This is a genomic window from Rhizobium cauense (assembly GCF_019511525.1).
In the GTDB taxonomy this organism is placed as follows: Bacteria; Pseudomonadota; Alphaproteobacteria; order Rhizobiales; family Rhizobiaceae; genus Rhizobium; species Rhizobium cauense.
On sequence record NZ_JAEUAT010000021.1, the window covers coordinates 55052 to 81198 of the forward strand.

General features: G+C 60.0%; 26 protein-coding genes. 6 read left to right on the plus strand and 20 right to left on the minus strand.

Going from position 1 to position 26147, the window contains the following annotated elements; all coding sequences use genetic code 11:
- Window positions 1-181 precede the first annotated feature (181 nt).
- Entirely contained in the window at window positions 182-1396 is a 1215-nt protein-coding gene (locus JNB88_RS28015) for a bifunctional 2-C-methyl-D-erythritol 4-phosphate cytidylyltransferase/2-C-methyl-D-erythritol 2,4-cyclodiphosphate synthase (protein ID WP_220358320.1), read from the plus strand.
- Window position 1397: 1 nt separating this feature from the next.
- Window positions 1398-1898 (plus strand): CinA family protein, encoded by a 501-nt coding sequence (locus tag JNB88_RS28020; protein WP_220358321.1) that lies wholly within the window; start codon window positions 1398-1400, stop codon window positions 1896-1898.
- Here JNB88_RS28020 and JNB88_RS28025 read toward each other — a convergent pair.
- The 12 genes from JNB88_RS28025 to eno form a co-directional block, all read right to left on the minus strand.
- The gene (locus JNB88_RS28025; protein ID WP_220358322.1) at window positions 1889-2332 is read right to left on the minus strand and encodes a type II toxin-antitoxin system RatA family toxin; all 444 of its coding nucleotides are present in this window, start codon (window positions 2330-2332) and stop codon (window positions 1889-1891) included. The genes JNB88_RS28020 and JNB88_RS28025 overlap by 10 nt on opposite strands.
- 9 nt (window positions 2333-2341) lie before the next feature.
- The gene (locus tag JNB88_RS28030) at window positions 2342-2914 is read right to left on the minus strand and encodes a P-loop NTPase family protein (protein WP_220358323.1); all 573 of its coding nucleotides are present in this window, start codon (window positions 2912-2914) and stop codon (window positions 2342-2344) included.
- Window positions 2915-2985: 71 nt separating this feature from the next.
- Window positions 2986-3957 (minus strand): lipoyl synthase, encoded by a 972-nt coding sequence (gene lipA / locus JNB88_RS28035; protein ID WP_220358324.1) that lies wholly within the window; start codon window positions 3955-3957, stop codon window positions 2986-2988.
- Window positions 3958-3999: 42 nt separating this feature from the next.
- The gene (locus JNB88_RS28040) at window positions 4000-4248 is read right to left on the minus strand and encodes a GlsB/YeaQ/YmgE family stress response membrane protein (protein ID WP_037127743.1); all 249 of its coding nucleotides are present in this window, start codon (window positions 4246-4248) and stop codon (window positions 4000-4002) included.
- A gap of 121 nt (window positions 4249-4369) precedes the next feature.
- On the minus strand, window positions 4370-5815 hold the full coding sequence (gene lpdA, locus JNB88_RS28045) for a dihydrolipoyl dehydrogenase (RefSeq protein ID WP_220358325.1): 1446 nt from the start codon (window positions 5813-5815) through the stop codon (window positions 4370-4372).
- Between the two features lie 15 nt (window positions 5816-5830).
- Entirely contained in the window at window positions 5831-6412 is a 582-nt protein-coding gene (locus JNB88_RS28050) for a GNAT family N-acetyltransferase (RefSeq protein ID WP_220358326.1), read from the minus strand.
- Window positions 6413-6414: 2 nt separating this feature from the next.
- Window positions 6415-7056, minus strand: coding sequence for an SGNH/GDSL hydrolase family protein (locus tag JNB88_RS28055; protein WP_220358327.1), 642 nt, complete (start codon window positions 7054-7056; stop codon window positions 6415-6417).
- Window positions 7057-7075: 19 nt separating this feature from the next.
- Window positions 7076-8416, minus strand: coding sequence for a pyruvate dehydrogenase complex dihydrolipoamide acetyltransferase (locus JNB88_RS28060; RefSeq protein WP_220358328.1), 1341 nt, complete (start codon window positions 8414-8416; stop codon window positions 7076-7078).
- Window positions 8417-8434: 18 nt separating this feature from the next.
- Window positions 8435-9814 carry a pyruvate dehydrogenase complex E1 component subunit beta gene (locus JNB88_RS28065; protein WP_220358329.1) on the minus strand — a complete coding sequence of 460 codons (1380 nt, stop codon included), beginning with the start codon at window positions 9812-9814 and terminating at the stop codon, window positions 8435-8437.
- 17 nt (window positions 9815-9831) lie between these two features.
- On the minus strand, window positions 9832-10878 hold the full coding sequence (gene pdhA / locus JNB88_RS28070; RefSeq protein ID WP_037127729.1) for a pyruvate dehydrogenase (acetyl-transferring) E1 component subunit alpha: 1047 nt from the start codon (window positions 10876-10878) through the stop codon (window positions 9832-9834).
- A gap of 146 nt (window positions 10879-11024) precedes the next feature.
- A complete protein-coding gene (locus tag JNB88_RS28075) occupies window positions 11025-11345 on the minus strand; it encodes an FtsB family cell division protein (protein ID WP_037127727.1) in 321 nt (106 codons plus the stop codon).
- 139 nt (window positions 11346-11484) lie between these two features.
- Window positions 11485-12759, minus strand: a complete 1275-nt coding sequence (eno, locus tag JNB88_RS28080; RefSeq protein ID WP_037127725.1) for a phosphopyruvate hydratase — start codon at window positions 12757-12759, stop codon at window positions 11485-11487.
- 398 nt (window positions 12760-13157) lie between these two features.
- Here eno and JNB88_RS28085 point away from each other — a divergent pair, with 398 nt between their 5' ends.
- A complete protein-coding gene (locus JNB88_RS28085) occupies window positions 13158-14999 on the plus strand; it encodes a methyl-accepting chemotaxis protein (protein ID WP_220358330.1) in 1842 nt (613 codons plus the stop codon).
- Window positions 15000-15018: 19 nt separating this feature from the next.
- Here JNB88_RS28085 and kdsA read toward each other — a convergent pair whose 3' ends face one another.
- Both kdsA and JNB88_RS28095 read right to left on the minus strand, forming a co-directional pair.
- Window positions 15019-15864: a 3-deoxy-8-phosphooctulonate synthase gene (gene kdsA / locus JNB88_RS28090; protein WP_220358331.1), complete on the minus strand. Its 846-nt coding sequence runs from the start codon at window positions 15862-15864 to the stop codon at window positions 15019-15021.
- On the minus strand, window positions 15861-16745 hold the full coding sequence (locus tag JNB88_RS28095) for a VOC family protein (RefSeq protein ID WP_220358332.1): 885 nt from the start codon (window positions 16743-16745) through the stop codon (window positions 15861-15863). The genes kdsA and JNB88_RS28095 overlap by 4 nt, the downstream gene beginning before the upstream one ends.
- A 199-nt stretch (window positions 16746-16944) precedes the next feature.
- Between JNB88_RS28095 and lexA the strand changes: the two genes are divergently transcribed.
- Window positions 16945-17661, plus strand: coding sequence for a transcriptional repressor LexA (lexA, locus tag JNB88_RS28100; protein ID WP_220358333.1), 717 nt, complete (start codon window positions 16945-16947; stop codon window positions 17659-17661).
- Here lexA and JNB88_RS28105 read toward each other — a convergent pair.
- Window positions 17642-19882, minus strand: a complete 2241-nt coding sequence (locus tag JNB88_RS28105; RefSeq protein ID WP_223217362.1) for a ComEC/Rec2 family competence protein — start codon at window positions 19880-19882, stop codon at window positions 17642-17644. The genes lexA and JNB88_RS28105 overlap by 20 nt on opposite strands.
- A 22-nt stretch (window positions 19883-19904) precedes the next feature.
- On the opposite strand from JNB88_RS28105, the gene JNB88_RS33890 reads away from it, so the two are divergent.
- Window positions 19905-20264: a hypothetical protein gene (locus JNB88_RS33890; RefSeq protein ID WP_223217363.1), complete on the plus strand. Its 360-nt coding sequence runs from the start codon at window positions 19905-19907 to the stop codon at window positions 20262-20264.
- A 125-nt stretch (window positions 20265-20389) separates the two neighbouring features.
- Complete coding sequence (gltA, locus tag JNB88_RS28110) at window positions 20390-21679, plus strand: citrate synthase (protein WP_220358335.1); 1290 nt, start codon at window positions 20390-20392, stop codon at window positions 21677-21679.
- A 27-nt stretch (window positions 21680-21706) separates the two neighbouring features.
- On the opposite strand, the gene lpxB is transcribed toward gltA, so the two are convergent.
- Genes lpxB through lpxD form a run of 5 tightly spaced genes read right to left on the minus strand, consistent with a single transcriptional unit; the run spans window position 21707 to window position 26106 of the window.
- On the minus strand, window positions 21707-22888 hold the full coding sequence (gene lpxB / locus JNB88_RS28115; RefSeq protein WP_220358336.1) for a lipid-A-disaccharide synthase: 1182 nt from the start codon (window positions 22886-22888) through the stop codon (window positions 21707-21709).
- Window positions 22885-23748 (minus strand): LpxI family protein, encoded by an 864-nt coding sequence (locus JNB88_RS28120; RefSeq protein WP_420832226.1) that lies wholly within the window; start codon window positions 23746-23748, stop codon window positions 22885-22887. The genes lpxB and JNB88_RS28120 overlap by 4 nt, the downstream gene beginning before the upstream one ends.
- 21 nt (window positions 23749-23769) lie before the next feature.
- Entirely contained in the window at window positions 23770-24588 is an 819-nt protein-coding gene (gene lpxA / locus JNB88_RS28125) for an acyl-ACP--UDP-N-acetylglucosamine O-acyltransferase (RefSeq protein WP_220358338.1), read from the minus strand.
- On the minus strand, window positions 24585-25052 hold the full coding sequence (fabZ, locus tag JNB88_RS28130; protein WP_037127701.1) for a 3-hydroxyacyl-ACP dehydratase FabZ: 468 nt from the start codon (window positions 25050-25052) through the stop codon (window positions 24585-24587). The genes lpxA and fabZ overlap by 4 nt, the downstream gene beginning before the upstream one ends.
- On the minus strand, window positions 25045-26106 hold the full coding sequence (gene lpxD, locus JNB88_RS28135) for a UDP-3-O-(3-hydroxymyristoyl)glucosamine N-acyltransferase (protein ID WP_220358339.1): 1062 nt from the start codon (window positions 26104-26106) through the stop codon (window positions 25045-25047). The genes fabZ and lpxD overlap by 8 nt, the downstream gene beginning before the upstream one ends.
- Window positions 26107-26147: the final 41 nt, after the last annotated feature.

The following is a 26147-nucleotide window of genomic DNA, read 5'->3' on the forward strand; positions in this document are numbered from 1 at the left end:
CAAGGTCTGTATCTGACAATCTGATTATCTTTCAGGCACGCCAAATGCGTGCACTATTTTTAGACAGGTTTGTATGACTTGCCAAGGGGGCTGCGCGCGAATTGACATTTTTCGGGCAAATGCTGGAATTCCGTGCGCCAAGCCGCTAAGCACCGGCGCAAGATCAGCGCTCTGAGGATTTATGCCGCAAATGCATCAAAAGCAACCAGTAATGGCAGGCATCGTCATCGTAGCTGCCGGGCGTGGCGAGCGCGCGGGCGCATCCGAAGAAGGTCCGAAGCAATATCGCGCAATCGGCGGCAGGCCGGTGATTACCCATACATTGGAGAAATTTGCGAGTTGGCAGCTTGCTCGCCACATCGTCGTAGTGATCCACGCCGATGACGAGGCGCTTTTTGCCAAGGCAGTTGGTCAGCTCACGCAGAGCGCGCAAATCGATGTCGTGCATGGCGGGCCGACAAGGCAACAATCCGTGCTCGCGGGCCTGCGCCATCTAAGCGGCAAGAACCTCTCGCACGTGTTGATCCATGACGCCGTCCGGCCTTTCTTCGACCATGCGCTTCTTGATCGCATCGCTGATCTGCTCTCGGATGGCATACCAGCGGTCCTGCCTGCAATGCCGGTCGCTGATACGTTGAAGCGGGCGGATAGCGACGGAACGGTGCTCGATACCGTTTCCCGCGCTCATCTTTACGCCGCGCAAACACCCCAGTCGTTCGCCTTCGAACCGATCTTGGCGGCTCACGAGAGAGCAGCCGCCGCAGAACTGACGGAGTTCACCGACGATGCGGCCATTGCCGAATGGGCCGGCATGCCGGTACGGATCGTTGAGGGGCTGGCGGACAATGTGAAACTGACAGTCAGACGGGATATCACAATGGCAGACAGCAGGCTTTCAGGACAGGCACTTCCTGACGTGCGGACCGGCAACGGTTATGATGTTCATCAACTGGAGCCTGGCGACGGCGTGACACTCTGCGGTGTGTTCATTCCCCACGACCAAAAGCTGAAGGGCCACTCCGACGCGGACGTGGCGCTGCACGCATTGACGGACGCGCTGCTTGCAACGTGCGGCGCCGGCGATATCGGCGACCATTTCCCACCTTCGGATCCGCAGTGGAAGGGCGCGCCGTCGCGCATCTTCATCGAGCATGCCGCAAAGATCGTACGCGAACGCGGCGGCACCATCATGAATGCCGACGTGTCGCTGATCGCCGAGGCGCCGAAGGTCGGACCGCATCGCGATGAGATGCGCGCCAAGCTGTCGGAGTTTCTCGGCATCACCATCGACCGCTGCTCGGTGAAGGCGACAACGAACGAGAAGATCGGCTTTGTCGGCCGGCGCGAAGGTATTGCCGCGATTGCCACCGCCACCGTCGTCTACCGGAGCGCTTGAAGTGAGCATCTTCCCCGACGACATCATCGCACAGGCAGAGGCAATCATTCGCGACTTCACAGCCGCTGGGTTGATGGTCTCGACGGCCGAATCCTGCACCGGCGGACTGATAGCGGGTGCGCTGACGGAGATTTCGGGATCATCGGCTGTCGTTGACAGGGGATTCGTCACCTATACGAACACCGCCAAGATGGAGATGCTTGGCGTTCAGGAGGAAACGTTGATCCGGTTCGGTGCCGTCTCGGAGGAGACCGCGCGACAGATGGTACACGGCGCCCTCTTCCGGTCCCGCGCTGATATCGCGGTTGCCGTCACGGGCATAGCCGGGCCCGGTGGCGGATCGGCTGAGAAGCCGGTCGGCCTCGTCCACCTTGCCGCGAAGTCACGCAGAGGCGACCTCATTCATCGGAAAATGCTCTACGGCGATATAGGCCGCGACCAGGTCCGCCTCGAGACAGTCAGGACCGCCCTCGGCATGATCAGGGACTTCGCTCAGCCGTAAATCTTCGTCGCCCGCGTTTCGAAGGCTTCCGAGAACATGCGGAAGGCGCGATCGAACATCGAGCCCATCACCGCCCCAAGGATGCGGCTCTTGAACTCGTAGTCGATGAAGAAGTGAACGTTGCTGCCCGTTGCCGTCTCCTCGAAGCGCCAGCGATTGTCGAGGTAGCGGAATGGCCCGTCGATATACTTGACCTCGATAAGCCGTTCGGCCCGGTTCAACAGGACCTGCGTCGTGAAAGTCTCGCGGATCGCCTTGTAGCCGACGGTCATATCGGCAATCAGCAGAACCTTGCCGTCGCGCTCCTTGCGGCTGCGAATGCTCAGCGCCTCACAGAGCGGCAGGAACTGCGGATAGTGCTCGACATCGGCGACGAGGTCGAACATCTGATCGGCGGAATGCGGGACGGGGCGATGCGTTTCGAACTGAGGCATGATCGGCAGTTAAGTGGGAGCGCCGAGAAGATCAAGAAGGTGGTTGACGTCTCGCCGGCTTTTCAGCTGAAAAACCGGCACATCAGGTCCGTGCCTGTCAAGCCCGGCGATCACCATGGGCGCGAACCGCTTCTCGAACGTCCAGATGTAGGTCAGGAACTCCCGGTCCGGTACCCGCTCCAGGCATCCGGGCGCCATGTCCGGTCGTGTCCTGCCGAAATGGAAGAGCGCGCGTTTGCAGATACCCCACAGGCAAAGCCAGCGCGGCATGCGCACCCAGATCACCAGTTGCGCGCGCGGGACGCGAAGATCGAAGGTCGATGGCCCGGTTCCGTCCATGAGCCAACGTTCGCCGTCGACAACCGTGGTGATCAGACGGCGCTCTTCGTCCTTCGCGCGCTTGACCCAACCCGGAAGCCAGAAGAACTCTTTGTCCATCGAGAAGTAAGGTAGATCGAACCTGCTGCTGAGTTTTCGCGACAAGGTGCTCTTGCCGCCGCCGGAGCAGCCGATGACCATGATGCGCTCGGATTGCCGCAGCAGTGCCGCGGCTTTGCCGATATCGTCGATGTAAGCCGGCATCTGGTCGCCTCTGCAAACAAAAAGCCGCGGCAAAATCGCCGCGGCTTTCAGAAAATGCAAGCGCTCGTTGATTATTCCGCTGCGATCAGCAGCTTTTTCTCGCGTGCGGCCTTCAAGCGCGCGAAATCATCGCCGGCATGGTGCGACGAGCGTGTCAGCGGGCTAGAAGCCACCATCAGAAAGCCCTTGGTGTAGGCAACCGTCTCGTAGGACTTGAACTCGTCAGGCGTGACGAAGCTCATGACCTTGTGGTGCTTGCGGGTCGGCTGCAGGTACTGGCCGATCGTCAGGAAGTCGACGTCGGCGGTCCGCAGGTCGTCCATCAACTGCAGCACTTCGTTTCGCTCTTCGCCGAGGCCGACCATGATGCCGGACTTGGTGAACATGGTGGGATCCAGTTCCTTCACGCGCTGCAGCAGGCGGATGGAATGGAAGTAGCGCGCGCCGGGACGAACCGTGAGGTAATTGCCAGCGACTGTTTCCATGTTGTGATTGAAGACGTCGGGCTTGGCGGCAACGACGCGCTCCAGCGCGCCGGGCTTTTTCAGGAAGTCAGGCGTCAGGATCTCGATCGTGGTTCCCGGCGACGCAGCGCGGATCGCCCAGATCACCTTCTCGAAATGCTCGGCGCCACCGTCTTCCAGATCGTCGCGGTCGACCGAGGTGATGACCACGTGGCTGAGGCCCATCTGCTTGACAGCCTTGGCGACGTTCTCGGGCTCGGCCATATCGAGCGCGTTCGGCTTGCCGGTCGAGACATTGCAGAAGGCGCAGGCGCGGGTACAGATCTCGCCCATGATCATGAAGGTCGCGTGCTTCTTGTCCCAGCACTCGCCGATGTTGGGGCAGCCGGCTTCCTCGCAGACGGTGACGAGCTTGTGCTCCTTCACGATCGAGCGGGTTTCGGCGTATCCCTTGGAGGTCGGCGCCTTGACGCGGATCCAATCCGGCTTGCGCATGACCTCGGTGTCGGGCTTATGGGCCTTCTCCGGGTGGCGCACGCGCTTGGCGTCAGGATTGATCGTGTCGAGAATGGTTACCATGGCAGTTCAAATCTCCGCCGCTCCATGCGGCAAAAGCCCTATCTATCGGCGGACGAGCCGCGCGACGAATATCAGCAAGCAGGCACCAAGAAAACCCGTGATGAAGTAGCCGAGCCTGCCGCCGGCCACCTCTATATGAAATTGCGCCAAAATCGCGGTTGAGACGACAGAGCCGACGATACCGAGCACGATGTTGAGCAATATCCCGTAGCGGGCCTCCATCAGCTTACCTGCGAGCCAACCCGCAAAACCGCCGATGATGATCGCTGCGATCCAGCCTACGCCTTCCATCCTGCCGTCGCCCCTTTATGCTATCGCCCTTGCGATCAGAACCACGATGACGGCTCTGACACACCATAAACATGATGATCGCCTTTTACTTTTTCCACCCTCTGCAATGAGGAGGAAACGATCAGGCGTTCAGCACTCGACCGTAAGCATCGAGTACCGCTTCCTTCATGGTTTCAGAAACCGTCGGATGCGGGAAGATGGTGTGCATCAGTTCTTCTTCTGTTGTCTCCAGGTTCATGGCGACGACAAAGCCCTGGATCAACTCGGTGACTTCAGCGCCGACCATGTGGGCGCCGAGCAGCTCGCCGGTCTTCTTGTCGAAGATGACCTTGCAGAGACCCTGATCTTCGCCGAGTGCGATCGCCTTGCCGTTCGCGGCAAAGGAGAAGCGACCGACGCGGATGTCGCGGCCCAATTCCTTGGCCTTGGCTTCGGTCAGGCCAACGGAAGCGACCTGCGGGTTGCAGTAGGTGCAGCCTGGGACCTTGCTCTTGTCGGTGGCATGAACGTTCGGCAGGCCGGCAATCTTCTCGACGCAGACGACGCCTTCGTGCTCGGCCTTGTGGGCGAGCATCGGCGGGCCGGCGACGTCGCCGATGGCGTAGATGCCGGCGACATTCGTCTTGCCGTAGCCGTCGATGACGACGCAGCCGCGATCGGTCTTGACGCCAACGGCCTCAAGACCGAGGTTTTCGATGTTGCCCTGGACGCCGACGGCCGAGATCATGCGGTCGGCGGTGATCTGCTGGACGTTGCCGTCAGCCGTCTCGACATGCGCGGTGAGGCTGTCAGCTGCTTTGTCGACCTTGGTGATCTTGGCGCTGGTGATGATCTTCATGCCGCGCTTTTCAAGCTGCTTGCGGGCGATCGCCGTGACTTCGACGTCCTCGACCGGCATGATCGTCGGCATGACCTCGACAACGGTGACGTCGACGCCCATCGAGCGGTAGAAGCTGGCGAACTCGATACCGATGGCGCCAGAGCCCATGACGATCAGCGACTTCGGCAGGGCCGCCGGCTTCATCGCCTCGAAATAAGTCCAGATCAGCTTGCCATCGGGCTCGATGCCCGGCAGTGCGCGCGGGCGGGCGCCCGTGGCGATGATGATGTGCTTGGCATTGTAAGTGCCCTCGCCCTTGATGTTCTTCGGAACCGGGTTCTGCGGCTCGACGACGGGCTTGGAAGACTTGCCGACGACGATCTCGCCCGGCTTGGTGATCTTGGCTTCGCCCCAGATGACGTCGACCTTGTTCTTCTTCATCAGGAAGCCGACGCCGCCGTTCAGCCGCGCCGAGACGCCGCGCGAGCGGGCGACGACGGCCTTGACGTCGGCAGTCATCTTGCCTTCGAGGACGAGGCCGTAGTCCTTGGCATGGTTGGCGTGGTCGAGAACCTCGGCCGAGCGCAGCAGAGCCTTGGTCGGGATGCAGCCCCAGTTCAGGCAGATGCCACCGAGGTGCTCGCGTTCCACGATCGCGGTCTTGAGGCCCAGCTGGCTGGCGCGCACGGCGGCGACATAGCCCCCGGGTCCGGAGCCGATGATGATGACGTCGTAGTTCTCAGCCATGTTTTCCTGCCTTTGCTATCGGGCGTCGCGGGTGAGAAGCACCCACTCGTGTTTCCTGCCGTTTTCGAAGAAGGCCACGGCATTCGCGCGCGCCGCCTCCGAAAATCCATTCTTCTTGTAAAGCGACAGAGCCGCTTCGTTGTAACCTGCGGTGATCAAGCTGACCGGGGCGCTTGCCGCCCGCTCAATCTGATCTTTCAAAAGCCGTCGACCGATCCCGATGCCACGCAGATGGCTGTAGACACCGAGCGTTCCGATAAACCAGCTTCCCACCACCATCTTCTGCAGATCGATGACCGGCCTCAACGCCGGACGATCCGCCTCAATATTCCGTATGCCTTCGTCGAGACCGTAGCCGATCGCGGCTCCCGCGATCTCGCCATAGGCTTCGGCAATCACCGCATCGCTCCAGTTGCCCCGCCCCTGGTCGCCACGCAACTTCTGCCGCCCTCGCTCCATCGGCGTATCGCCGCCGCCGTTTCCAAGCTCCGAGAGCCATAGCCAGGAGGCAAAACCATGCGACGCGATATCCGTGAGTAGAGCCAGCTCCGTCGCATCCTCCCGCGTCGCGGAACGAAGCGAAACGAAGGATCCCATGCTCAAAGCCCCAGCATCATCCGTACAGTTGATTCCATGCCGCGCCCAAGAGCGCGGGTATTGTCCGCATCGAGGTGAATGCCATCGACCGGCGTCGTCTTCGCCACCGAATTGCCATCAAAGAAGCCGCAGCCGAGTTCGTCCGCGAGATCACGATAGAGGGTCGGAAGTTTTGCCGACTCCTCAATGGCACCGACGAACGACGCCGCAAATGGTACGTTCGCCGTCTCGCGGACCTTCGGCGGCGCGACGATCAAAATGTCCGGCCCATCGAACTCGAAGGGCCAGGCATGGTTTCGGATCAGACGCACCAGCCGCGCAATGCCCTGGCAGGCGGCAAAGGCCGAGCCCGCCACGACAGGCTTCATGTCGTTGGTGCCAAGCAGCAGAATGACGAGATCAAGCGGCGCATGCGTCTGCAGGATCGTCGGCAGGATGCGTGCGCCGTTCCGGTCGCAGTCGGCGAGGTGGTCGTCGAAGGCGGTGGTCCGCCCGTTCAATCCTTCAGCAATGATCCTGACATCGTTGCCAAGTGCCGCCTGAAGCGCGCTTGGCCAACGATCCTTGTAGGCATGACGTCCGATCGTGTCGGCGTCGTAGCCCCAGGTCAGCGAGTCACCATAGCAAAGAACGGTCTTCGTCATTTCCGCCTCCGCTCCGGTTTCAGACGAGCATGCCCATCGGATTTTCGATGTAGCCCTTGAACGCCTGCAGCAGCTCCGCGCCGAGCGCGCCGTCGACGCAGCGATGGTCGGTCGACAGCGTGACGGTCATCACAGTTGCGACGGCCAGCTGACCATTCTTGACAACCGGGCGCTGCTCGCCTGCACCGACCGCGAGGATCGTTGCATGCGGTGGGTTTATGACGGCTGCGAACTGCTTCACGCCCATCATGCCCATGTTGGAGACCGACGATGTACCACCCTGGTATTCTTCAGGCTTCAGCTTGCGGTCCTTGGCGCGCTTGCCGAGGTCGCGCATCTCGTTGGAGATCGCCGACAAGGTCTTCTCCTCGGCCTTGCGGACGATCGGGGTGATCAGGCCACCAGGGATCGAGACGGCAACGCCGACATCGGCGTGCTTGTGCTTGACCATGTTGCTTTCGGTCCAGGAGACGTTCGCATCCGGAACATCGCGCAGCGCCAGCGCCAGGGCCTTGATGACCATGTCGTTGACCGACAGCTTGTAGGCCGGTGCGCCATCCTTGCGGGGCGCCGCGTCGTTGAGCTGCGCACGCAGAGACATCAGCGCATCGAGCTCGCAATCGACGGTGACGTAGAAGTGCGGCACGGTCTGCTTGGATTCGACCAGGCGCTTGGCGATGACCTTGCGCATGCCGTCATGCGGCACGAGTTCGTAGGAACCTGGCTCGAAGAGCTTGAGAACGGCATCGTCAGAAGCGGGTTTCGCCACAGGGGCCGGAGCCTGAGCTGCGGCCTGTGGCGCAGCTGCAGCCGGAGCTGCCTTGGCACCACCACCGGCAACGGCGGCTTCTACGTCGACTTTGACCACGCGGCCGTGCGGACCAGAGCCCGCAATCGCGGACAGGTCGATTCCGGCTTCCTTGGCCAGCCGGCGTGCGAGCGGCGACGAGAATGTGCGATTGCCACCCGCCGGCGCGGCTGCAGGTGCCGCGGCCGGAACCGGTGCGGCGGCAGCCGGAGCCGGTGCTGCCGATGCTACTTCTGCCTTCGGGGCTTCAGCAGCCTTTGGCGCCGGGGCGGGAGAGCCTGCACCGCTTGCAGCGGCGGATACATCCTCACCATCGGCAGCAAGCACCGCGATCAGGGCATTGACCTTTACGCCTTCGGTGCCCGCAGGAACGACGATCTTGGCAACAGTGCCTTCATCGACGGCTTCGACTTCCATCGTCGCCTTGTCGGTTTCGATTTCCGCAATGATGTCGCCCGACTTGACCGTGTCGCCTTCCTTGACGAGCCACTTGGCCAGATTGCCTTCTTCCATCGTCGGAGAGAGGGCAGGCATCGTGATGTTGATAGGCATCGAAATACCCTCCCCTTGTTACTTGTAGCAAACAGCCTTCACGGCATCGACGACTTCGGCGACGCTCGGCAGTGCGAGCTTCTCGAGATTGGCGGCGTAGGGCATCGGAACGTCCTTGCCGGCGATCGTGAGAACCGGCGCATCGAGGTAGTCGAAGGCCTGCTGCATGACGCGAGTGGCGATTTCGGTGCCGACCGAGTTCTGCGGATAGCCTTCCTCGACGGTAACAAGACGACCGGTCTTCTTGACCGATTCAATCACGGTTGGAAGATCCATCGGGCGCAGCGTGCGCAGGTCGATCAGCTCGGCGTCGATGCCGATCTTCTCGAGCTCGGCAACAGCCTTGGTGGCATAGGTCATGCCGATGCCGAAGGAGACGATCGTGACGTCCTTGCCCGGACGATGGATGCGTGCCTTGCCGATCGGGAGAACGAAATTATCGAGCTTCGGCACGTCGAAGTGCTGGCCGTACAGGATTTCGTTTTCCAGGAAGACAACCGGGTTCGGATCGCGGATGGCGGCCTTGAGCAGGCCCTTGGCATCGGATGCCGTGTAGGGCATGACAACCTTGAGGCCCGGGATCTGGCTGTACCATGCCGAGTAGTCCTGGCTGTGCTGGGCGCCAACGCGAGCTGCGGCACCGTTCGGGCCACGGAACACGATCGGAGCGCCCATCTGGCCGCCGGACATGTAGAGCGTCTTGGCAGCCGAGTTGATGATCTGGTCGATCGCCTGCATGGCGAAGTTGAAGGTCATGAACTCGACGATCGGCTTCAGGCCGGACATCGCCGCGCCTACGCCGACGCCGGCAAAGCCGTGCTCGGTGATCGGGGTGTCGATGACGCGACGCGCGCCAAATTCCTGCAGCAGGCCCTGGGTCACCTTGTAGGCGCCCTGATACTCGGCAACTTCTTCGCCCATGACGAAGACGCTGTCGTCAGCCCGCATTTCTTCGGCCATGGCATCGCGAAGTGCTTCGCGAACAGTCATGGAGACCATTTCCGTACCTGCCGGAATTTCCGGATCGTTCGGCACGGCAGCCTTCGGCTCGGCCGGAACCGGAGCAGCGGCTGCAGCGGGCTTTTCTTCCGCCTGCGGAGCGGCGGCAGGTGCGGGCTGCGCGGCTGGCGCAGCAGAAATATCGGAGGCCGATTCGCCATCCTGCAGCAGGACCGCGATCTTGGCATTGACCTTCACGTTTTCGGTGCCGGCCGGAACCAGCAGCTTGCCGATAACGCCTTCATCGACGGCTTCGACTTCCATCGTCGCCTTGTCGGTTTCGATTTCGGCAATCACGTCGCCAGACTTGACGGTGTCGCCTTCCTGCTTGAGCCACTTGGAAAGCGTGCCTTCTTCCATCGTTGGAGAGAGGGCGGGCATGAGAATATCGATTGGCATGGGTCGTCCCTCCCCGATTAGAGCAGAATGTCAGTGTAGAGCTCGGACGCATCCGGCTCCGGATCGGACTGGGCGAAGTCGGCACTGTCGGCAACGACATCGCGGACATCCTTGTCGATCGCCTTCAGATCGTCTTCCGAAGCCCAACCCTTCTCAACGAGGCGCGCACGCACCTGCTCGATCGGATCCTGCTCGGAGCGCATCTTCTGCACTTCTTCCTTCGTGCGGTACTTCGCCGGGTCGGACATCGAGTGGCCGCGATAGCGGTAGGTCAGCATCTCGAGGATGATCGGCCCCTTGCCGGAGCGGCAATGCTCAAGCGCTTCGTCAGCAGCGGCCTTGACCGCGCGGACATCCATGCCGTCGACCTGAACGCCGGGAATGCCGAAGCCTGAACCACGGAGCGAATAATTCGACTGCGCGGTCGCGCGGGCGGTCGACGTACCCATGGCGTAACGGTTGTTCTCGACGATGTAGATGATCGGCAGCTTCCAGAGAGCAGCCATGTTAAAGCTCTCGTAGACCTGGCCCTGGTTTGCAGCGCCGTCACCGAAGTAGGCCACTGCCACGCTATCATTGCCACGATACTTGTTCGCGAAGGCAAGACCCGTTCCGAGCGAGACCTGCGCACCGACGATGCCGTGACCGCCGTAGAAATGCTTCTCCTTGGAGAACATGTGCATCGAGCCGCCCTTGCCGCGCGAATAACCGCCGCGGCGGCCGGTCAGCTCGGCCATGACGCCACGTGCGCTCATGCCAGTTGCCAGCATATGGCCGTGATCGCGATAGGCGGTGATGACCTGATCACCTTCCTTCTGCGCCATCTGCATACCGACGACGACAGCTTCCTGGCCGATATAGAGGTGACAGAAACCGCCAATGAAGCCCATGCCGTAAAGCTGGCCAGCCTTTTCCTCGAAGCGGCGGATCAGCAGCATCTCGCGATAGGCGCTAAGCTCTTGATCGCGCGTGAAATCGGCAACAGGACCACCATTGGATGCCTTGTTTGCCGGCTTTGCGCTAGTTTTACGGCTGGAAACGGTCGCGTTTTTTCGCGGCGCCATTCAACCCTCCCTATGGGTTTGTCGGTTCTTTGGTGGCGCGTACCATAGGGAAGAAATTTGGCCACAGCAATGCCATAAATGCATGGCTCATATTCACCAGTAAGATACTGATAAATAACACTTTATCTCGATTAACTTGATTTCAGTTAATTGGAATAGTGATTGAATATGACGATCTCGTCGGCGCGAGAAACATTCAGCTGAAGACGCGCTTTCTCGTCCAGCATATCCTTGTCCATCGAACCGTCGCTCAGCAGCGCGACCTGCTTTTCAAGATGCTCGCGCTTGCTTTTCAGAACCGCCAACTCCCTCTCGCGTGCTATCCGCTGACGCTCGAAGCCCTCGGTTGCCCGCAGGCCGTAATCGCCATGGATGCAATGATAGCCGAAGTAGGAAAGAAACGCGACCGTCATGGCGGGAACCACGAAACGACCGATCTTTTTCTTCTTGTGATGCTTTGTCCACATACCGCACGCTCGAACGCATTACCTTGATACGCTCAAGACTACAGGGCAGAGATTAACTGTCCGTTGACCATGAAAAATCAGGCACGAAAAAACCCGCGCCCTTGGGGACGCGGGTCCGATTTACTGAAATCAGAGGCGATCAACCGCGGATGATCGAACGGCCGGCATAGCGAGCCTGCGGGCCAAGGCCCTCTTCGATGCGGATCAGCTGGTTGTACTTGGCCAGGCGATCCGAGCGCGACAGCGAGCCCGTCTTGATCTGACCGCAGTTGGTGGCAACTGCGAGGTCAGCGATCGTTGAATCTTCGGTTTCACCGGAACGGTGCGACATGACGGCGGTGTAGGCTGCCTTGTGCGCGGTGTTGACGGCATCGAGCGTTTCCGTCAGCGAGCCGATCTGGTTGACCTTGATAAGGATCGAGTTGGCAACGCCCATCTTGATACCGTCGCGCAGACGAGCCGAGTTGGTGACGAACAAATCGTCGCCAACCAGCTGAACCTTCTTGCCGGCGAGATCGGTCAGCGCCTTCCAGCCGTCCCAATCGTCTTCAGCCATGCCGTCTTCGATCGAGATGATCGGGTACTGAGCTGCAAGCTGAGCAAGGTACTCGGCCATCGCGCCCGGCTCCAGCGTGCGACCTTCGCCTTCGAGCACGTACTTGCCGTCCTTGAAGAATTCGGTCGAAGCGCAATCGAGGCCGAGGCAGATGTCGTCACCAGGCTTGTAACCGGCCTTCTCGATCGACTTCATGATGAAGTCGAGGGCCTCAGGCGCGCTCTTCAGACCAGGCGCAAAGCCACCTTCGTCACCGACGTTGGTGTTGTGACCCTGAGCCGAAAGCTCCTTCTTGAGGACGTGGAAGACTTCCGAACCCATGCGAACGGCTTCGCGGATGGAATCGGCGCCAACCGGAAGGATCATGAATTCCTGGAAATCGATCGGGTTGTCGGCATGCGCGCCGCCGTTGATGATGTTCATCATCGGAACCGGCAGCAGGTGGGCGCTGGCACCGCCGACGTAACGGTAGAGCGGCAAACCGGCAGCCTGGGCAGCAGCCTTTGCAACGGCCAGCGAGACGCCGAGGATGGCGTTGGCGCCGAGGCGGGACTTGTTCGGCGTGCCGTCCAGCTCGATCATGATGTTGTCGATCTGGATCTGGTTTTCGGCATCGATGCCGCCGATCGCGTCGAAGATTTCGGTGTTGGCGGCTTCGACAGCCTTTTCAACGCCCTTGCCGAGATAGCGCTTGCCGCCATCGCGCACTTCGACGGCTTCGTGAGCACCGGTAGAAGCGCCCGACGGCACCGCCGCACGGCCCATGCTGCCGTCTTCGAGATAGACATCGACTTCGACGGTCGGATTGCCACGGCTGTCGAGAATCTCGCGGGCGATAATGTCGGTAATTGCAGTCATCGGTTCTTCCTGCTCGGTGGGTGATAACGTTGGAAGCCTGTTTAATCAAAGGCACGCAAATTACAATGCCACACTGATACGACTTGGCACGTCACGGCCCTATAGCGCGAATATGTCAGGCTTTTGAAGAGAGCCCCATCGCCGATCGGCGATCAGTGCACTTTAGCGCTTCAAAACTTCAAGTTTTGGAAATAGCGAATTCACGTCACAAACGGTTGTAAATTTATCGGCCAGTAACAAATCGAATCTATAGTTAATACTCGGTAGGGAAGTAACGCCCGTCTCCGGCGGGCGTTATTGCATGATGCGTTCCTTACACGGCCTGAAACCGGCCACTCGAAATCTCAAAATAATTTCAAAAAACACGTTGTTCGCTGTCACACTTTATGGGGCATACGATGAAGCTCAATATTGCACGAAGCCTTGCCATCTTTGCGGTGATCGTTGCCACCGGACTGGTCGCTTCTATCGGCATACAGAATTACGCCTTCAACAAGCTGCGGGTGAACGGAGAAATGTACCGGCAGATCATCTACGGCAAGGACCTGGTGGCGGATATTCTGCCCCCACCTCTCTACGTGGTCGAATCCTACATGCTTGCGCTTGAAGCGGTGCAGCGCCCGGAGGTCGCCGGAAAGAACATCGACCGTATTCAGAACGTGCTGAAACCCGCCTACGAGGATCGCCGCAAGTACTGGCAGGAAACCGCACTCAGCGCCGACCTCAAGGAAAAGCTTCTGAATGACGTCCTCGTCAAAGGCGATTCCTTCTGGAACGTAATGCAGGATGAGCTTGCCCCCGCCATCCTCAACCACAATGCCGCGACCATCCAGACATCCTTCGAGAAGCTTGCGACGAACTTTCATATCCACGAAACTGCAGTCAACCAGCTCGTTGATATGGCGAATGCCTTCCTGGCCAAGGCGGAAAAAGACGCGGCCGAACAGACGAACATCCTCTCGGCCATCACGATTGCATCCGCCGCCATTTCGCTTTGCCTGCTTCTCGGTGGTCTCTACGCCTTCCGCCGGCGCGCCATCGTGCCGCTTTCGGCGATGCGCGACTATATGGCGATCCTGGCCGGTGGCGACTATTCCAAGGACGTCCCCTTCAGCCGCCGCACCGATGAGATTGGCGAAATGGCGCGTGCCGTCACTGTGTTTCGCCAGTCGGCGCAAGAGCGGAACAATATTCGCGAGCGGCAAGATGCCGAGCGGCAGGCTCAAAGCAAGCGCGACGCGGCGCTTGCCTCCGCCAGAGCCGACGAAGATGCCAGCCGCGAACGGGTCATTGTGAGCCTCAGCCGTGGTCTGGAGCGCCTTTCCGGCGGCGACCTCACCGTCCAGCTCAATGAACCATTCGTGGCGGCCTACGAAGGACTGCGCGAGCAGTTCAATTCAAGTGTGGGCACGCTTTCCAGCACAATGAAGGACATCACGACCGCAACGAACGCAGTCGGAGGCGGCACCAGTGAAATCGCGGCGAGCACGGACAATCTGGCCCGGCGGACGGAACATCAGGCTGCCTCGCTGGAACAGGCAGCCTCGGCGCTCGACCAGATCACGGTTACCGTCAAGAACTCGTCTGAGCGAGCCAATGAAGCGAACGCGATGATGACGGCGACCAAGGAAAGCGCCAGCTATTCCGCGACCGTTGTGCATGAGGCGGTGGCTGCGATGGAGAAGATCGAGGCATCGTCCGCGCAGATTGGCGAGATCATCAACGTCATTGATGAAATCGCCTTCCAGACCAACCTGCTTGCACTCAATGCCGGTGTGGAAGCTGCGCGTGCGGGTGAGGCTGGGAAGGGTTTTGCCGTCGTCGCGCAGGAAGTGCGCGACCTTGCCGGCCGGTCCGCCAATCTGGCGAAGGAAATCAAGCAGTTGATCGATACGTCCTCGAGTCAGGTTTCAACCGGCGTTGCGCTGGTGAACCGCACGGGCGAGGCCCTCACCCATATCGATCAGCAGGTTCTGAAGGTTACGGCGCTGATCGAGGCGATCGTACGCTCCTCCGCCGAACAGACCACTGCGCTCGTTGAGGTCAATGCCGCCGTCAATACCATGGACAGCGTCACGCAACAGAATGCAGCAATGGCCGAGGAGACGAGTGCGGCCTGCCGAGCACTTGGCGAGGAGGCGGTGCACCTCAATCAGCTACTCTCCCGCTTCCGTCTCGAAGGCACGACGACGTCCACGGCATCCGCATATTCCGCAAAAAGGATGGCGCTCGCCAGCTGATGGCGAGCGCTCCCTTCATTCACGCCGCCTTGGCGATCGCGTCGAAGGCAAGCAGCCTTTCGAGAAGCCGCGGCATGTCCTTCAGGTAAACCATATTGGGGCCGTCCGAAGGCGCATTGTCCGGATCTTCGTGCGTTTCCACGAACACGCCAGCGACGCCGACTGCAACCGCCGCACGCGCAAGCGTTTCAACGAATTCGCGCTGCCCTCCACTCGATCCGCCCTGCCCGCCTGGCTGCTGTACCGAGTGCGTGGCGTCGAAGATCACCGGCGCGCCCATGGCCGCCATGATCGGCAGCGAACGCATGTCGGAAACCAGCGTGTTATAGCCGAACGAGGCGCCGCGTTCGCAAAGCAGGATGTTGGGATTTCCGCTGGAATTCAGCTTGTTGAGGACGTTCCTCATATCCCAGGGCGCGAGGAACTGCCCCTTCTTGACGTTGATGGTGCGGCCGGTATTCGCGGCAGCCACCAGCAGGTCGGTCTGGCGGCTGAGGAAGGCTGGAATCTGCAGGATGTCGACAACGGTCGCAACCTCGGCGCACTGCTCCTCGGTATGAATGTCCGTCAGCACGGGAAAGCCATATTCCGCCTTGAGATCCGAAAAGACTTCGAGCGCCTTTTCAAGGCCTATGCCGCGCTGTGCCGCGAGCGAGGTCCGGTTCGCCTTGTCGAAGGAGGACTTGTAGACCAGGCCGAGACCGAGCTTGTCGCAAAGTTCCTTCAGTACGCCAGCAACCATGAACGCATGATCGCGGCTCTCCATCTGGCAGGGGCCGGCAATCAGTGACAGCTTGCCGGTATTGGAAAACGTCACGCGGCCGGCACCCTCGCCGACCACGACTTCGGAATTTGTCTGGCTCATCGCTTCTCCTCAAAGGCAAAGAGCGCACCCTGCCCGGGTGCTGCCTTCACCAGAATTCGATTGTTCTTGCGCGTGTAGGTCATCCCGTTAGCAGCCAAATGCGCTTCTGTCACGGCGAGATCGCCGACCTTGAAGACGATGGCAATACCGCGCAAGCCGCGATCGATCGGGACTGTGGCAAGGTCGAAGTAGGCATCCAGCCCGTCGGGCGAGAGGATGCTGACCCTTGCGTTCGGGGTCGCAACACTCACGCCAAAGGCCTCGCTTACTACGCCCGCGCAATGCGCTGCCGCACGCACAAACGGTGCAAAGGCCGTTGGATCGGGCGAACTCAGAATTATCTCGGCAATCCCGCTGGTGCCATTTGCGTGCGTTTGCAACGCTTTTCGATCTGCCGGCAGTGCATTTACGCGTTGGCATGTGAAGAAAAAGAAATCGGGAGCCCGCAGATCAACCGCAAAGGCCAGCTTGAAGGCGGCGGTCGCCTCCGAACCATCGGGCATTTTCATCGGCCGCTCGAACTGCAGCATCTCGCCGCCATTGATCTTTTCCGAAAGAAACCGAGCGTGGTCGCGATCGGCATCCGCGGTCGCGAAGACAACCGCGGACAGACCGTTGTCACCGCACCGAAATCGAAAGGCGCGGTCGCGCGCTGTAAAGACATTGCCTTTCTTGGCCGAGGTCTCGTGCAACTCCACGCTGGCGACCCCCAGCGGCTCCAGATATGTTTCGTCGGCGAAGAAAATACAGGCATTCTCGGTTCCGAATGGGTGCCTGGCATCGGGAGCAACAGTAAATCCCAGCTTTCCCAAGCGCTCGCGCGCAAGTCGGATATTGGCGACAGGCAGCACGATATGATCCAGCGGATGTGCTTCGCTCATGTCAATCTCCTGCGAATTGGCGAAGATGTGCGCCGGGCAAGGGGACAATGCAAGCCCCTTCGCTGCTTTCAATCAAATGCGTTGCAAAAACTGTGCAAGTTGCAGGCAAGTTTTACGAAAATTTAGGTACTTGCAGAACACATATGGAACATATAGTGTCTGTTCTGGCTTTGTTTCACGACTCTGGGGTTCAACTTCGATGCTGACGCGCAAGCAACAGGAGCTTCTTCTCTTCATTCACGAGCGAATGAAGGAGTCGGGTGTGCCGCCCTCTTTCGATGAGATGAAGGACGCCCTGGACCTCGCTTCAAAATCGGGTATCCACCGGCTGATCACGGCACTCGAGGAACGCGGTTTCATTCGCCGACTGCCGAACCGAGCTCGAGCCCTTGAGGTCATCAAGCTTCCCGAGGCCTACAATCCGAGCCTGCAACCGCGTCGCGGCTTTTCGCCGAGCGTCATCGAAGGCAGTCTCGGCAAGCCGCAACCGGCAGCACCGACGAAGCCTGCCGCGGTTGTCGACACCGGAAACTCAGCGTCCGTTCCTGTGATGGGGCGTATTGCGGCCGGCGTGCCGATCTCGGCCATTCAGAACAACACGCATGACATCACGGTCCCCGCAGACATGCTTGGCCCGGGCGAACACTATGCGCTCGAAGTGAAGGGCGACTCGATGATTGAAGCCGGCATCTTTGATGGCGACACGGTGATCATCCGCAACGGCAGCACCGCCAATCCCGGCGACATTGTTGTTGCCCTCGTCGATGATGAGGAAGCAACCCTCAAGCGCTTCCGCCGCAAGGGCGCCTCGATTGCGCTTGAGGCCGCGAACCCGGCTTATGAAACGCGTATTTTCGGGCCTGACCGCGTCAAGGTTCAAGGCAAGCTGGTCGGTCTCATTCGCCGTTATCATTGATCGCGGGCGCGTCGCCGTCATACGTTCCGTTGCGCCAATCGTACGTCCTGTGGCGCATCCATGGGCGGTCCAGCGTAACATAGGCTGTTGTCACAATGGCTGCCCCCTGTTCGTCTATCCGGATTTCGGCGGCCCCCGAACGACGCAAGCTTTCGCCGGTGAAGAGCAGTGCGCCTGACCGGCATTCGGTTGCGCGCAGACGAACAGGTGTCACAACGACATCGGCGGTGTCACAGGCAGGGCCGAAGTAAGCTGGATTTTCGACAACGGTCAGCACATAGCCGCTGTCGTGTCTCGCGGTGCACCAGGCACTTTTCAAGCAGATGAAGCGATTTTCAACACCCGTCGCAACGGCCTGCCGCAACACATTGCGCGCTTTGCGCAATTCCTCAACCGCGAGCCTCTCGATCTTGCCATCACTGTTGCGCCGTCGGGCGGGTGCGACACCCTCCAGCACCTGCGGTGGCTGCTCGACCTCCGCTGCCAACGCCCTTCGCCATTGATCGAAGATGAAGTCTGGCGGATGCGTGCGATTGGAGGCAAGAATCCGATCATCAACAATCGCGACGATACCACCATCTTCGGCAATAACGATATCGGGCGGCATCCCGGGAGGTGACAGCGCAACGACCACCGTCGCCAGCGCGCTTGTGGCAGCACCTAAGTAGCGCAGTCTGGTCCGCAGGAGGGCAAGCACGAGGAAACCCGCCACCATCACAGGGAAATACCAATCGGGCAGCCGGCCGATATCGACATTGCCGCCCCAGCCCGAGACAATCTTCGCAATCGCGATCACGATGTCGAGCCCGAAGCCGGCGATTTTCCAGGGGATGACATCGAGGCCAAAGGGCGTGAGCAGCATCGCGAGCACGCCCATCGGCATCACAACGAAGGAGATGACCGGCATCGCCATGAGATTTGCAGGCAGTCCGTAAGCGCTGAGGCGGTGGAAGTGCTCCACGGCAAAGAGCGCGGTCGAGAACCCGCCGATCATGGAGGTCAACAGGATCCCGCCAAAGAAACGCCCGACAAAAATTGCGGGCTTCAGCGCTGCAATCTGCAGAAGTGGGTGCTCGCGCGCGGCTCTTTTCGACCAGATCGCGTACCCCGCAACGAGCGCAAGTGTTGCCGCAAACGACATTTGGAAGCTTGGCCCCAACGCCTCGGACGGCGACAGAAGCAGGATCACCCAGGCCGACAGGGCGATGTTGCGCAAACTGATCGACGGGCGATCGAAGAACACAGCCGCGAGCATGATCGCCATCATGATGAAGGCGCGCTCCGCCGAGACCGCAAAGCCGGAAATCATATAGTAGGCCGTCAGTGCAACAAGCGCACCAGCCGCAGCGATCTTCTTCGTCGGGTATGCCTGCACGATGGATGGAAACAGACTTAACAACAGACGCAGGCCGACGAAGAAGATGCCGGCGGAAAGCGCCATGTTGAGACCCGAGATCGCAACGATATGTGCCAGACCGGCCTGTCGCAGCGCCTCCGTCGTTTCCTTCGAGATCGCGCGCCTCTCATCGGTGACAAGGGAAGCTGCGAAGGCGCCGGTGTCGCCCGGCAAGATGTACCGAATTCGATCCCCAATCCCGCTGCGGAGAGCATCCAGCCAATTTACTGCAAGCTCCCGAACACTCGGTTCGGCGCGTGCTGCGGCAGTCGACCTTGGCGAACCATAAAAGAAACCGTTCGCGCCTATTCCGTCGAAATAGGCCCTGAAGGCGAAGTCGTTTAGCCCGGGCAGTGCGGGCCCTGCCGGGGGCGTCAATCGCGCCCGCCCCGTCAGCCATTCGCCGATTTCGAACGGTTCGGTTTGCCCACGGGCGACAACGGAAATCCTTTGCGGTGGCCGTCTGATTGCGGGCGACTGCGTATCCGCCAGGGAGACAATGTAACGCCAGCGGCCGCGACCATCGCCTTCCCGGCGTTCGACACGCCCCGTTATCGTCGTCGTCACCGGCGCGTCCAGAATGATGGTTCCCCTGCTCCGCGTCTCGAACTGGGCGACGAACATTCCTGCGACGCAAAGCAGGCCCGCCAATGCAACACTTCGCGTTAACGGACGCCCCGACCCTGCAGCCAGAGCGGTCAACGCCAGCGCGACAGACCATGCCAGCAGCGGAAGCAGTGGCATATCGGTTGCGAGCAGGAACCAGATGACGGCGCCGGCGCCCAGGAAAACCGGCGAAAAAAGAAAGAACCGACCGTGATCCATTTCCTCTGCCGCGGCGTCTTGAATGCGACGCCAAGAACGGAGCGCAGTTGTTTTGAGCCGCGCCCTCCAAGGGGCCACCGACTGGGTGCGGAAGGTAACCAGTCTCGTCGGCGTGGCCGGGCTCACAGGAAGAAAAGGACTTGGTGCGCGAGCAAACGCATCCGCGTCGGGCGCGGTTCGCTGCCTCTCCTCGAATGGCTTCAACCCCGACATGTATTTGCGCCCGAAAGCAGTCGCTCCTACAACCACAATGCAAGCTCAGGAGCCTTCAGGCAACAATAATCGATTGAAATATGACGAAAAATCAGAAGTCGGAAAAGCCAAGGATAATCATCGGCTTCTGCTATGCGTGGCGCTCATCGCAGCAGTGCCCAAAAGTTGATACTGCAATGCACAAAATGGCATCACGGTAACTTGGCATTAGCCGCGCGATCATATAGCTATCGTCCACGACGCTTAACCCTATGGCGCTTTTATGGCGCCACCCCGCCAGTTTGGAGGATCAGAATGACGGAACAAAGCGCAACACTGAAAATCGGTGATAAATCAGTCGATCTCGCCGTCAAGAGCGGCACGATCGGTCCTGATGTCATCGATATCGGCGCCCTGTACAAAAACACGGCTTCCTTCACGTACGATCCTGGTTTCACCTCGACCGCATCCTGTGAATCGAAAATCACCTATATCGACGGCGACGCAGGCGTACTGCTGCATCGCGGTTACCCGATCGAGCAGCTCGCCGAGCACGGCGACTTCCTCGAAGTTTGCTACCTGCTTCTTTACGGCGAACTGCCAACAGCAGCACAGAAGAAGGACTTCGACTATCGCGTGACACACCACACGATGGTGCATGAGCAGATGAGCCGGTTCTTCACGGGCTTCCGCCGCGACGCGCATCCGATGGCTGTCATGTGCGGCTGTGTTGGCGCCCTGTCCGCTTTCTACCATGACTCCACCGACATCACCGACCCACATCAACGCATGGTCGCAAGCCTGCGCATGATCGCCAAGATGCCGACGCTGGCAGCGATGGCTTACAAGTATCACGTCGGCCAGCCCTTCGTTTATCCGAAGAACGACCTCGACTACTCGTCAAACTTCCTGCGCATGTGCTTTGCTGTTCCGTGCGAAGAGTATGTCGTCAATCCGGTGCTGTCGCGCGCCATGGACCGCATCTTCATCCTGCATGCCGACCACGAGCAGAACGCATCGACCTCGACCGTCCGCCTTGCCGGCTCGTCGGGTGCCAACCCGTTCGCCTGCATCGCTGCTGGCATTGCGTGCCTCTGGGGCCCGGCTCACGGTGGCGCGAACGAAGCAGCCCTTAACATGCTCACCGAGATCGGTACCGTAGACCGCATTCCGGAATACATCGCCCGCGCCAAGGACAAGAACGATCCATTCCGCCTGATGGGCTTTGGTCACCGCGTCTACAAGAACTACGATCCGCGCGCCAAGATCATGCAGAAGACGACGCATGAGGTTCTGGGCGAACTCGGCGTGAAGGACGATCCGTTGCTTGAAGTGGCAATGGAGCTCGAGCGCATCGCGCTGACCGATGAATACTTCGTCGAAAAGAAGCTCTATCCGAATATCGACTTCTACTCCGGCATCACCCTGAAGGCTCTCGGCTTCCCCACGACCATGTTCACGGTGCTGTTTGCTCTCGCCCGCACCGTCGGCTGGATCGCACAGTGGAACGAGATGATCGAAGATCCGCAGCAGCGTATCGGTCGTCCGCGTCAGCTCTACATCGGTGAGCCGCAGCGCGACTACCTGCCGGTTTCCAAGCGCTAATCAGCGACAGTCCAACAAAAAGCCCGGTCAGAAATGACCGGGCTTTTTCTTTTGAACGATACTGAGAACGATCTCTGCTGCGTGCTCTCCGGGCGGCTTCTCCGTCTGCATTCGCCGCCAGAGGACGTCAAATCCCTCCATCATCGCACGCCGAGGGAGGGTGTCTGTGGAGAGCTTCTCCATCCAGCGTGCGAAGCTTGCGCCGCGAACGACCTCGTTGATGTACTCAGGAACAACAGCGTAGTCCGCGATCAGGTTCGGGAGCGCCGCGCTCCAGGTCTTGATCTTGCTGGTAATGAACTTGACGATCCAGTCTGTCTTGTAGGCCGAAATGCAGGGAACACCGGTCAGCGCCAGTTCAAGCACCACCGTCCCCGAGGTTGCCATGGCCGCATCCGCCTCGGCAAAGGCACGCCATTTCGCTTCCGCTCCGGTCACAACCTCCGGCTTGATGGCCCACTCCTTCACGAGGTCACGGATCATCGCCTCGCGGCGCGGCATTGTCGGCAGCACAAAGCGCATGTCTCCGTTGCGTGCAACCAGGTCGTTCACAGCATCGCCAAAGGCTGGCAGTAGCTTGGCGATCTCAGACGCGCGTGATCCCGGCAGCAACATCACCGTCTTGCGTTCGGCTTCGCTGCGAGGCTTCGTTTCAGCTCTTTGGTGCCTTGCCTCCAGCAATTTCGGATCAGCGGTCAGGCGGTGGCCAACATAGGTGGTAGGCGGGCCGCCGAGCTTTCGCATGACGTCGGGCTCGAACGGCAGGACTGCTAGAACATGGTCGACATAGGCAAGCATATGTTGCGCGCGGTATTCCTTCCACGCCCATACGCTCGGACAAACGTAGTTGACCACAGGCAGGTCGGGTAGCGCCGCGCGCACGCGCTTGGCAACCCTGTGGGTAAAATCCGGACTATCAACGATAATGAGTACATCCGGCTTTGCAGCGATAATTGCCCGGGCTGTCCCGCGAATGCGTCGGACCAGCCGCGGCAGGTTTGCGAGTACCTGCGTGATGCCCATGATCGACAGTTCGGAGAAATCGAAGAGCGAGCGCAGGCCCTCGGCCTCCAGCCCCTCGCCTCCAACACCGATCAGTTCGACTGTCCCCTGATACTGTTGTTTCAGGGCCGCGACCAGATCCGCACCCAACAGGTCGCCCGAGACCTCGCCAACGACGATAGCGACCTTCAGCGCCTCCCCGCTCACGCTAGCCCCCAGGATGGTAATCCTCTATCCAGTCCGCATACGAAGATACCAGCGTCGTTAGCGGCGTTGATGACGGCCTCGCGATCAAGGATGAGGGAGCGGCCCGCTTCGACGGCCACGCCGGCCATGCCTGCCTTGCGCAGGTTCGCGATTGTCGAAATACCAATGGAAGGCAGGTCGGCACGGATATCCTGCTGAGGCTTGCAGAGTTTCACGAGCACACCGCGGCGGCGCGCGGAAATCCTTCCCGCCGAACGCAGCTCCATCACCCGCTCCAGCATGCTGTCCGTCCCTTCAACACCCTCCAGCGCGACGATACGGCCACCGACGGCAACTGCGCCCTGCCCGACATCCAGCCGGCCGAGCGCATCAGCTGCTTCGGCAGCCTTCGCTATATCCTTGACGTCGTCAACGCCGGGCAGCACAGCGCCGAGCGGGCCTACGGTGGCAAGCAGATCAGGCGCAATCTCATGCGCGCCGACGACCCTGCGACCGTTCTCCTCGATCAAAGTGATGACCATGCGCAGAACGGTGTCGTCACCACCGGCGAGAAGCGTGCGGATTGTCGACGGCAGCCTTGCCAGGGTCTTCAGCGTCGGACGGACCTCGCGCCACTCCGGACGCCGACGAACACCGCCCGACATCACAACGCGGTCTATACCGTTGCTTTCGAAAATCCGGCTGAGCGCCGCGAAATCGCCCACACCGATCACGGCATGATCGAACCCTTCCCACGAGCGATCGGCCTCGTCCTTCAACGCGACAATGAATGGGTTTTCACCCGCCTGCCGCGCCGCCGTTGCTACATGAGAGGGCAGAAGGCCGCTACCTGCGATGATTGCCAAGCGGCCTTTTGCCATGTCACTCGCGAGAGACAAGGATCACCCTTTCTGTCCCCTGGTCGGAGAGGAAAGAGCGCGATCGCTTTCAGCAGCAATGAAGTCGAGAATTTGAACTACCTGTTCGCACTCAGCATATTCATCGCGAATAGCCGCCGCGTTCTCGCGGATCGAACCGCTGCCTTCGAAGATCGCCTTGTAGGCACGCCGGACGGTATGGATCGTCGCCCGATCGACACCGGCGCGGGTCATGCCAACGACGTTCAGGCCACTCAGAAGACCAGGATTGCCATTCAACATGCCATAGGGAATGACGTCGTAGCTGACGGCAGATAGGCCGCCGACAAAGGCCTGCCGTCCGACACGCGTGAACTGATGCACGGCACAACCGCCGCCAAGAATAACGCGGTCCTCAATGGTCACATGGCCGGCGAGCATCACGTTGTTCGACATGATGACGCTGTTTCCGACGCGGCAATCATGCGCGATATGCGAATTCGCCAGGAAGAGATTGTTGTCGCCGACAATCGTCTTGCCACCAAAATCGGCAGTACCGGTATTCACGGTCACGCCCTCACGGAAGGTGCAGTTGTCGCCAACCGTCAAGCTCGTCTCTTCGCCGCCGTGATGAACGCTCTGCGGATCGCCGCCGATCACGGCCATCGGGAAAACGCGGCACCCCTTGCCAAGCTTAGTTCTACCGGAGACAACCGAATGCGCCAGCAGTTCCACGTTGTCACCCAGCACGACCTGCGGACCAACGTGACAAAAAGGACCGATCTTGACGTTCTCGCCGACGACGGCGCCGTCTTCGACAACCGCCATGGCGTGAATGCTGGCGCTGGCTGCAATGGTGCTCATGCCTGATCCTTGCGGACGATCATCGCACCGATATCGGCTTCCGCGACAAGCGCTCCGTCAACCTTAGCATCGCAATGAAACTTCCAGATATTACCGCGCTGCTTCTGTTTCTTCACGTGATATTCTACGCGGTCGCCCGGAACGACAGGCTTGCGGAAGCGCGCATTGTCGATCGTCATGAAGTACACCAGATTGCCGGCCTCACCTTGCTTCTTTGCGCAGATCGCACCGGCTGTCTGTGCCATGCCCTCGATGAGCAGGACACCTGGCATGATCGGCGATTCCGGAAAGTGACCGGTGAAGTGCGGCTCATTCGCCGTAACGTTCTTGATCCCGATTGCGGATTCGTCGCCGTCGATCTCGATGATGCGGTCCACCAGCAGGAATGGATAGCGATGCGGCAGCAGCTTCATGATATCCATGATATGCGCCGAAGAGAGCGAAGTCTTAGCTTCTTCAGTCATTCTTTTCTCCCGTTTTCTTGCCGCTCGTCGCCCGCGTCATGGTCGCAGCCACTTCGCGGAGGAAATCGTGAATCGGACGTGCGGGCACGCCGCCGTATCGTTCGCCGGCGGGTATATCCCCGATGACGCCGCTCTTTGCGGCTATCTGCACGCCGTCACCAATCTTGATATGTCCGTTCAGCCCAGCCTGGCCGCCGATTTGAACGCCGTCGCCGAGCACCGTGCTGCCGGCGATGCCCACCTGCGAGACGATTGCGCAATGGCGCCCGATGCGGCAGTTGTGGCCAATCTGGACCTGATTATCGATCTTCGTGCCTTCGCCGATGACCGTATCATCCATCGCACCGCGATCAATCGTCGTGTTGGCGCCGATCTCGACGTGATCCTGAATGATAACCCGGCCGATCTGGACGATCTTGATCATGCCGCGTGGACCCGGAGCATAACCGAAGCCATCCTGACCGATGCGCGCGCCATTGTGAATGATCACGCCATTTCCGACCAGCGCGCACAGCACGCTTGCGCCTGCCGCGATCGTGCAGTTGCGGCCGATCTTGACGTTCGGTCCGATAACGGCGCCCCCTCCGATACGTGTGCCCTCGCCGATCTCGGCATTGGCGCCGATGATCGCCAATGGCTCTACAGACACGTTATGCTCGAACCTTGCCGTCGGATCGACGACCGCCCGGTCGGAGATGCCAGTCTCTCCTGAAAGCAATGCCTCGGGGCGAAGCGCCTTCGGATAGAGATAGCCGCCGGCCATGGCAAAGGCCGCATGCGCGTTCTTTGTGATGAGGACAGGTATATGCGGCGGCACGAGCGACTGCAGGCCTGCGCTGCAGAGCACTGCAGACGCGTCGCACGTCGCGAGCTCGTCCTTGCTCTTCTTCGACATGATGTAACACAAGTCGCCCGCCTTCGCCCGGCTTACAGGCGAAACGGAGCGAATTATGACATCTGCGTTTTTGGGATCAGCAAGGTCTGCCCCAAGATACTGCGCCAACTCCGAGAGTTTCACGCCATCATGGGGCAGAAAAAAACCAGTTTGCTCCATCGGCAAATCTCCAGAACGGAATTCGATTTTGCGGTTCCGGA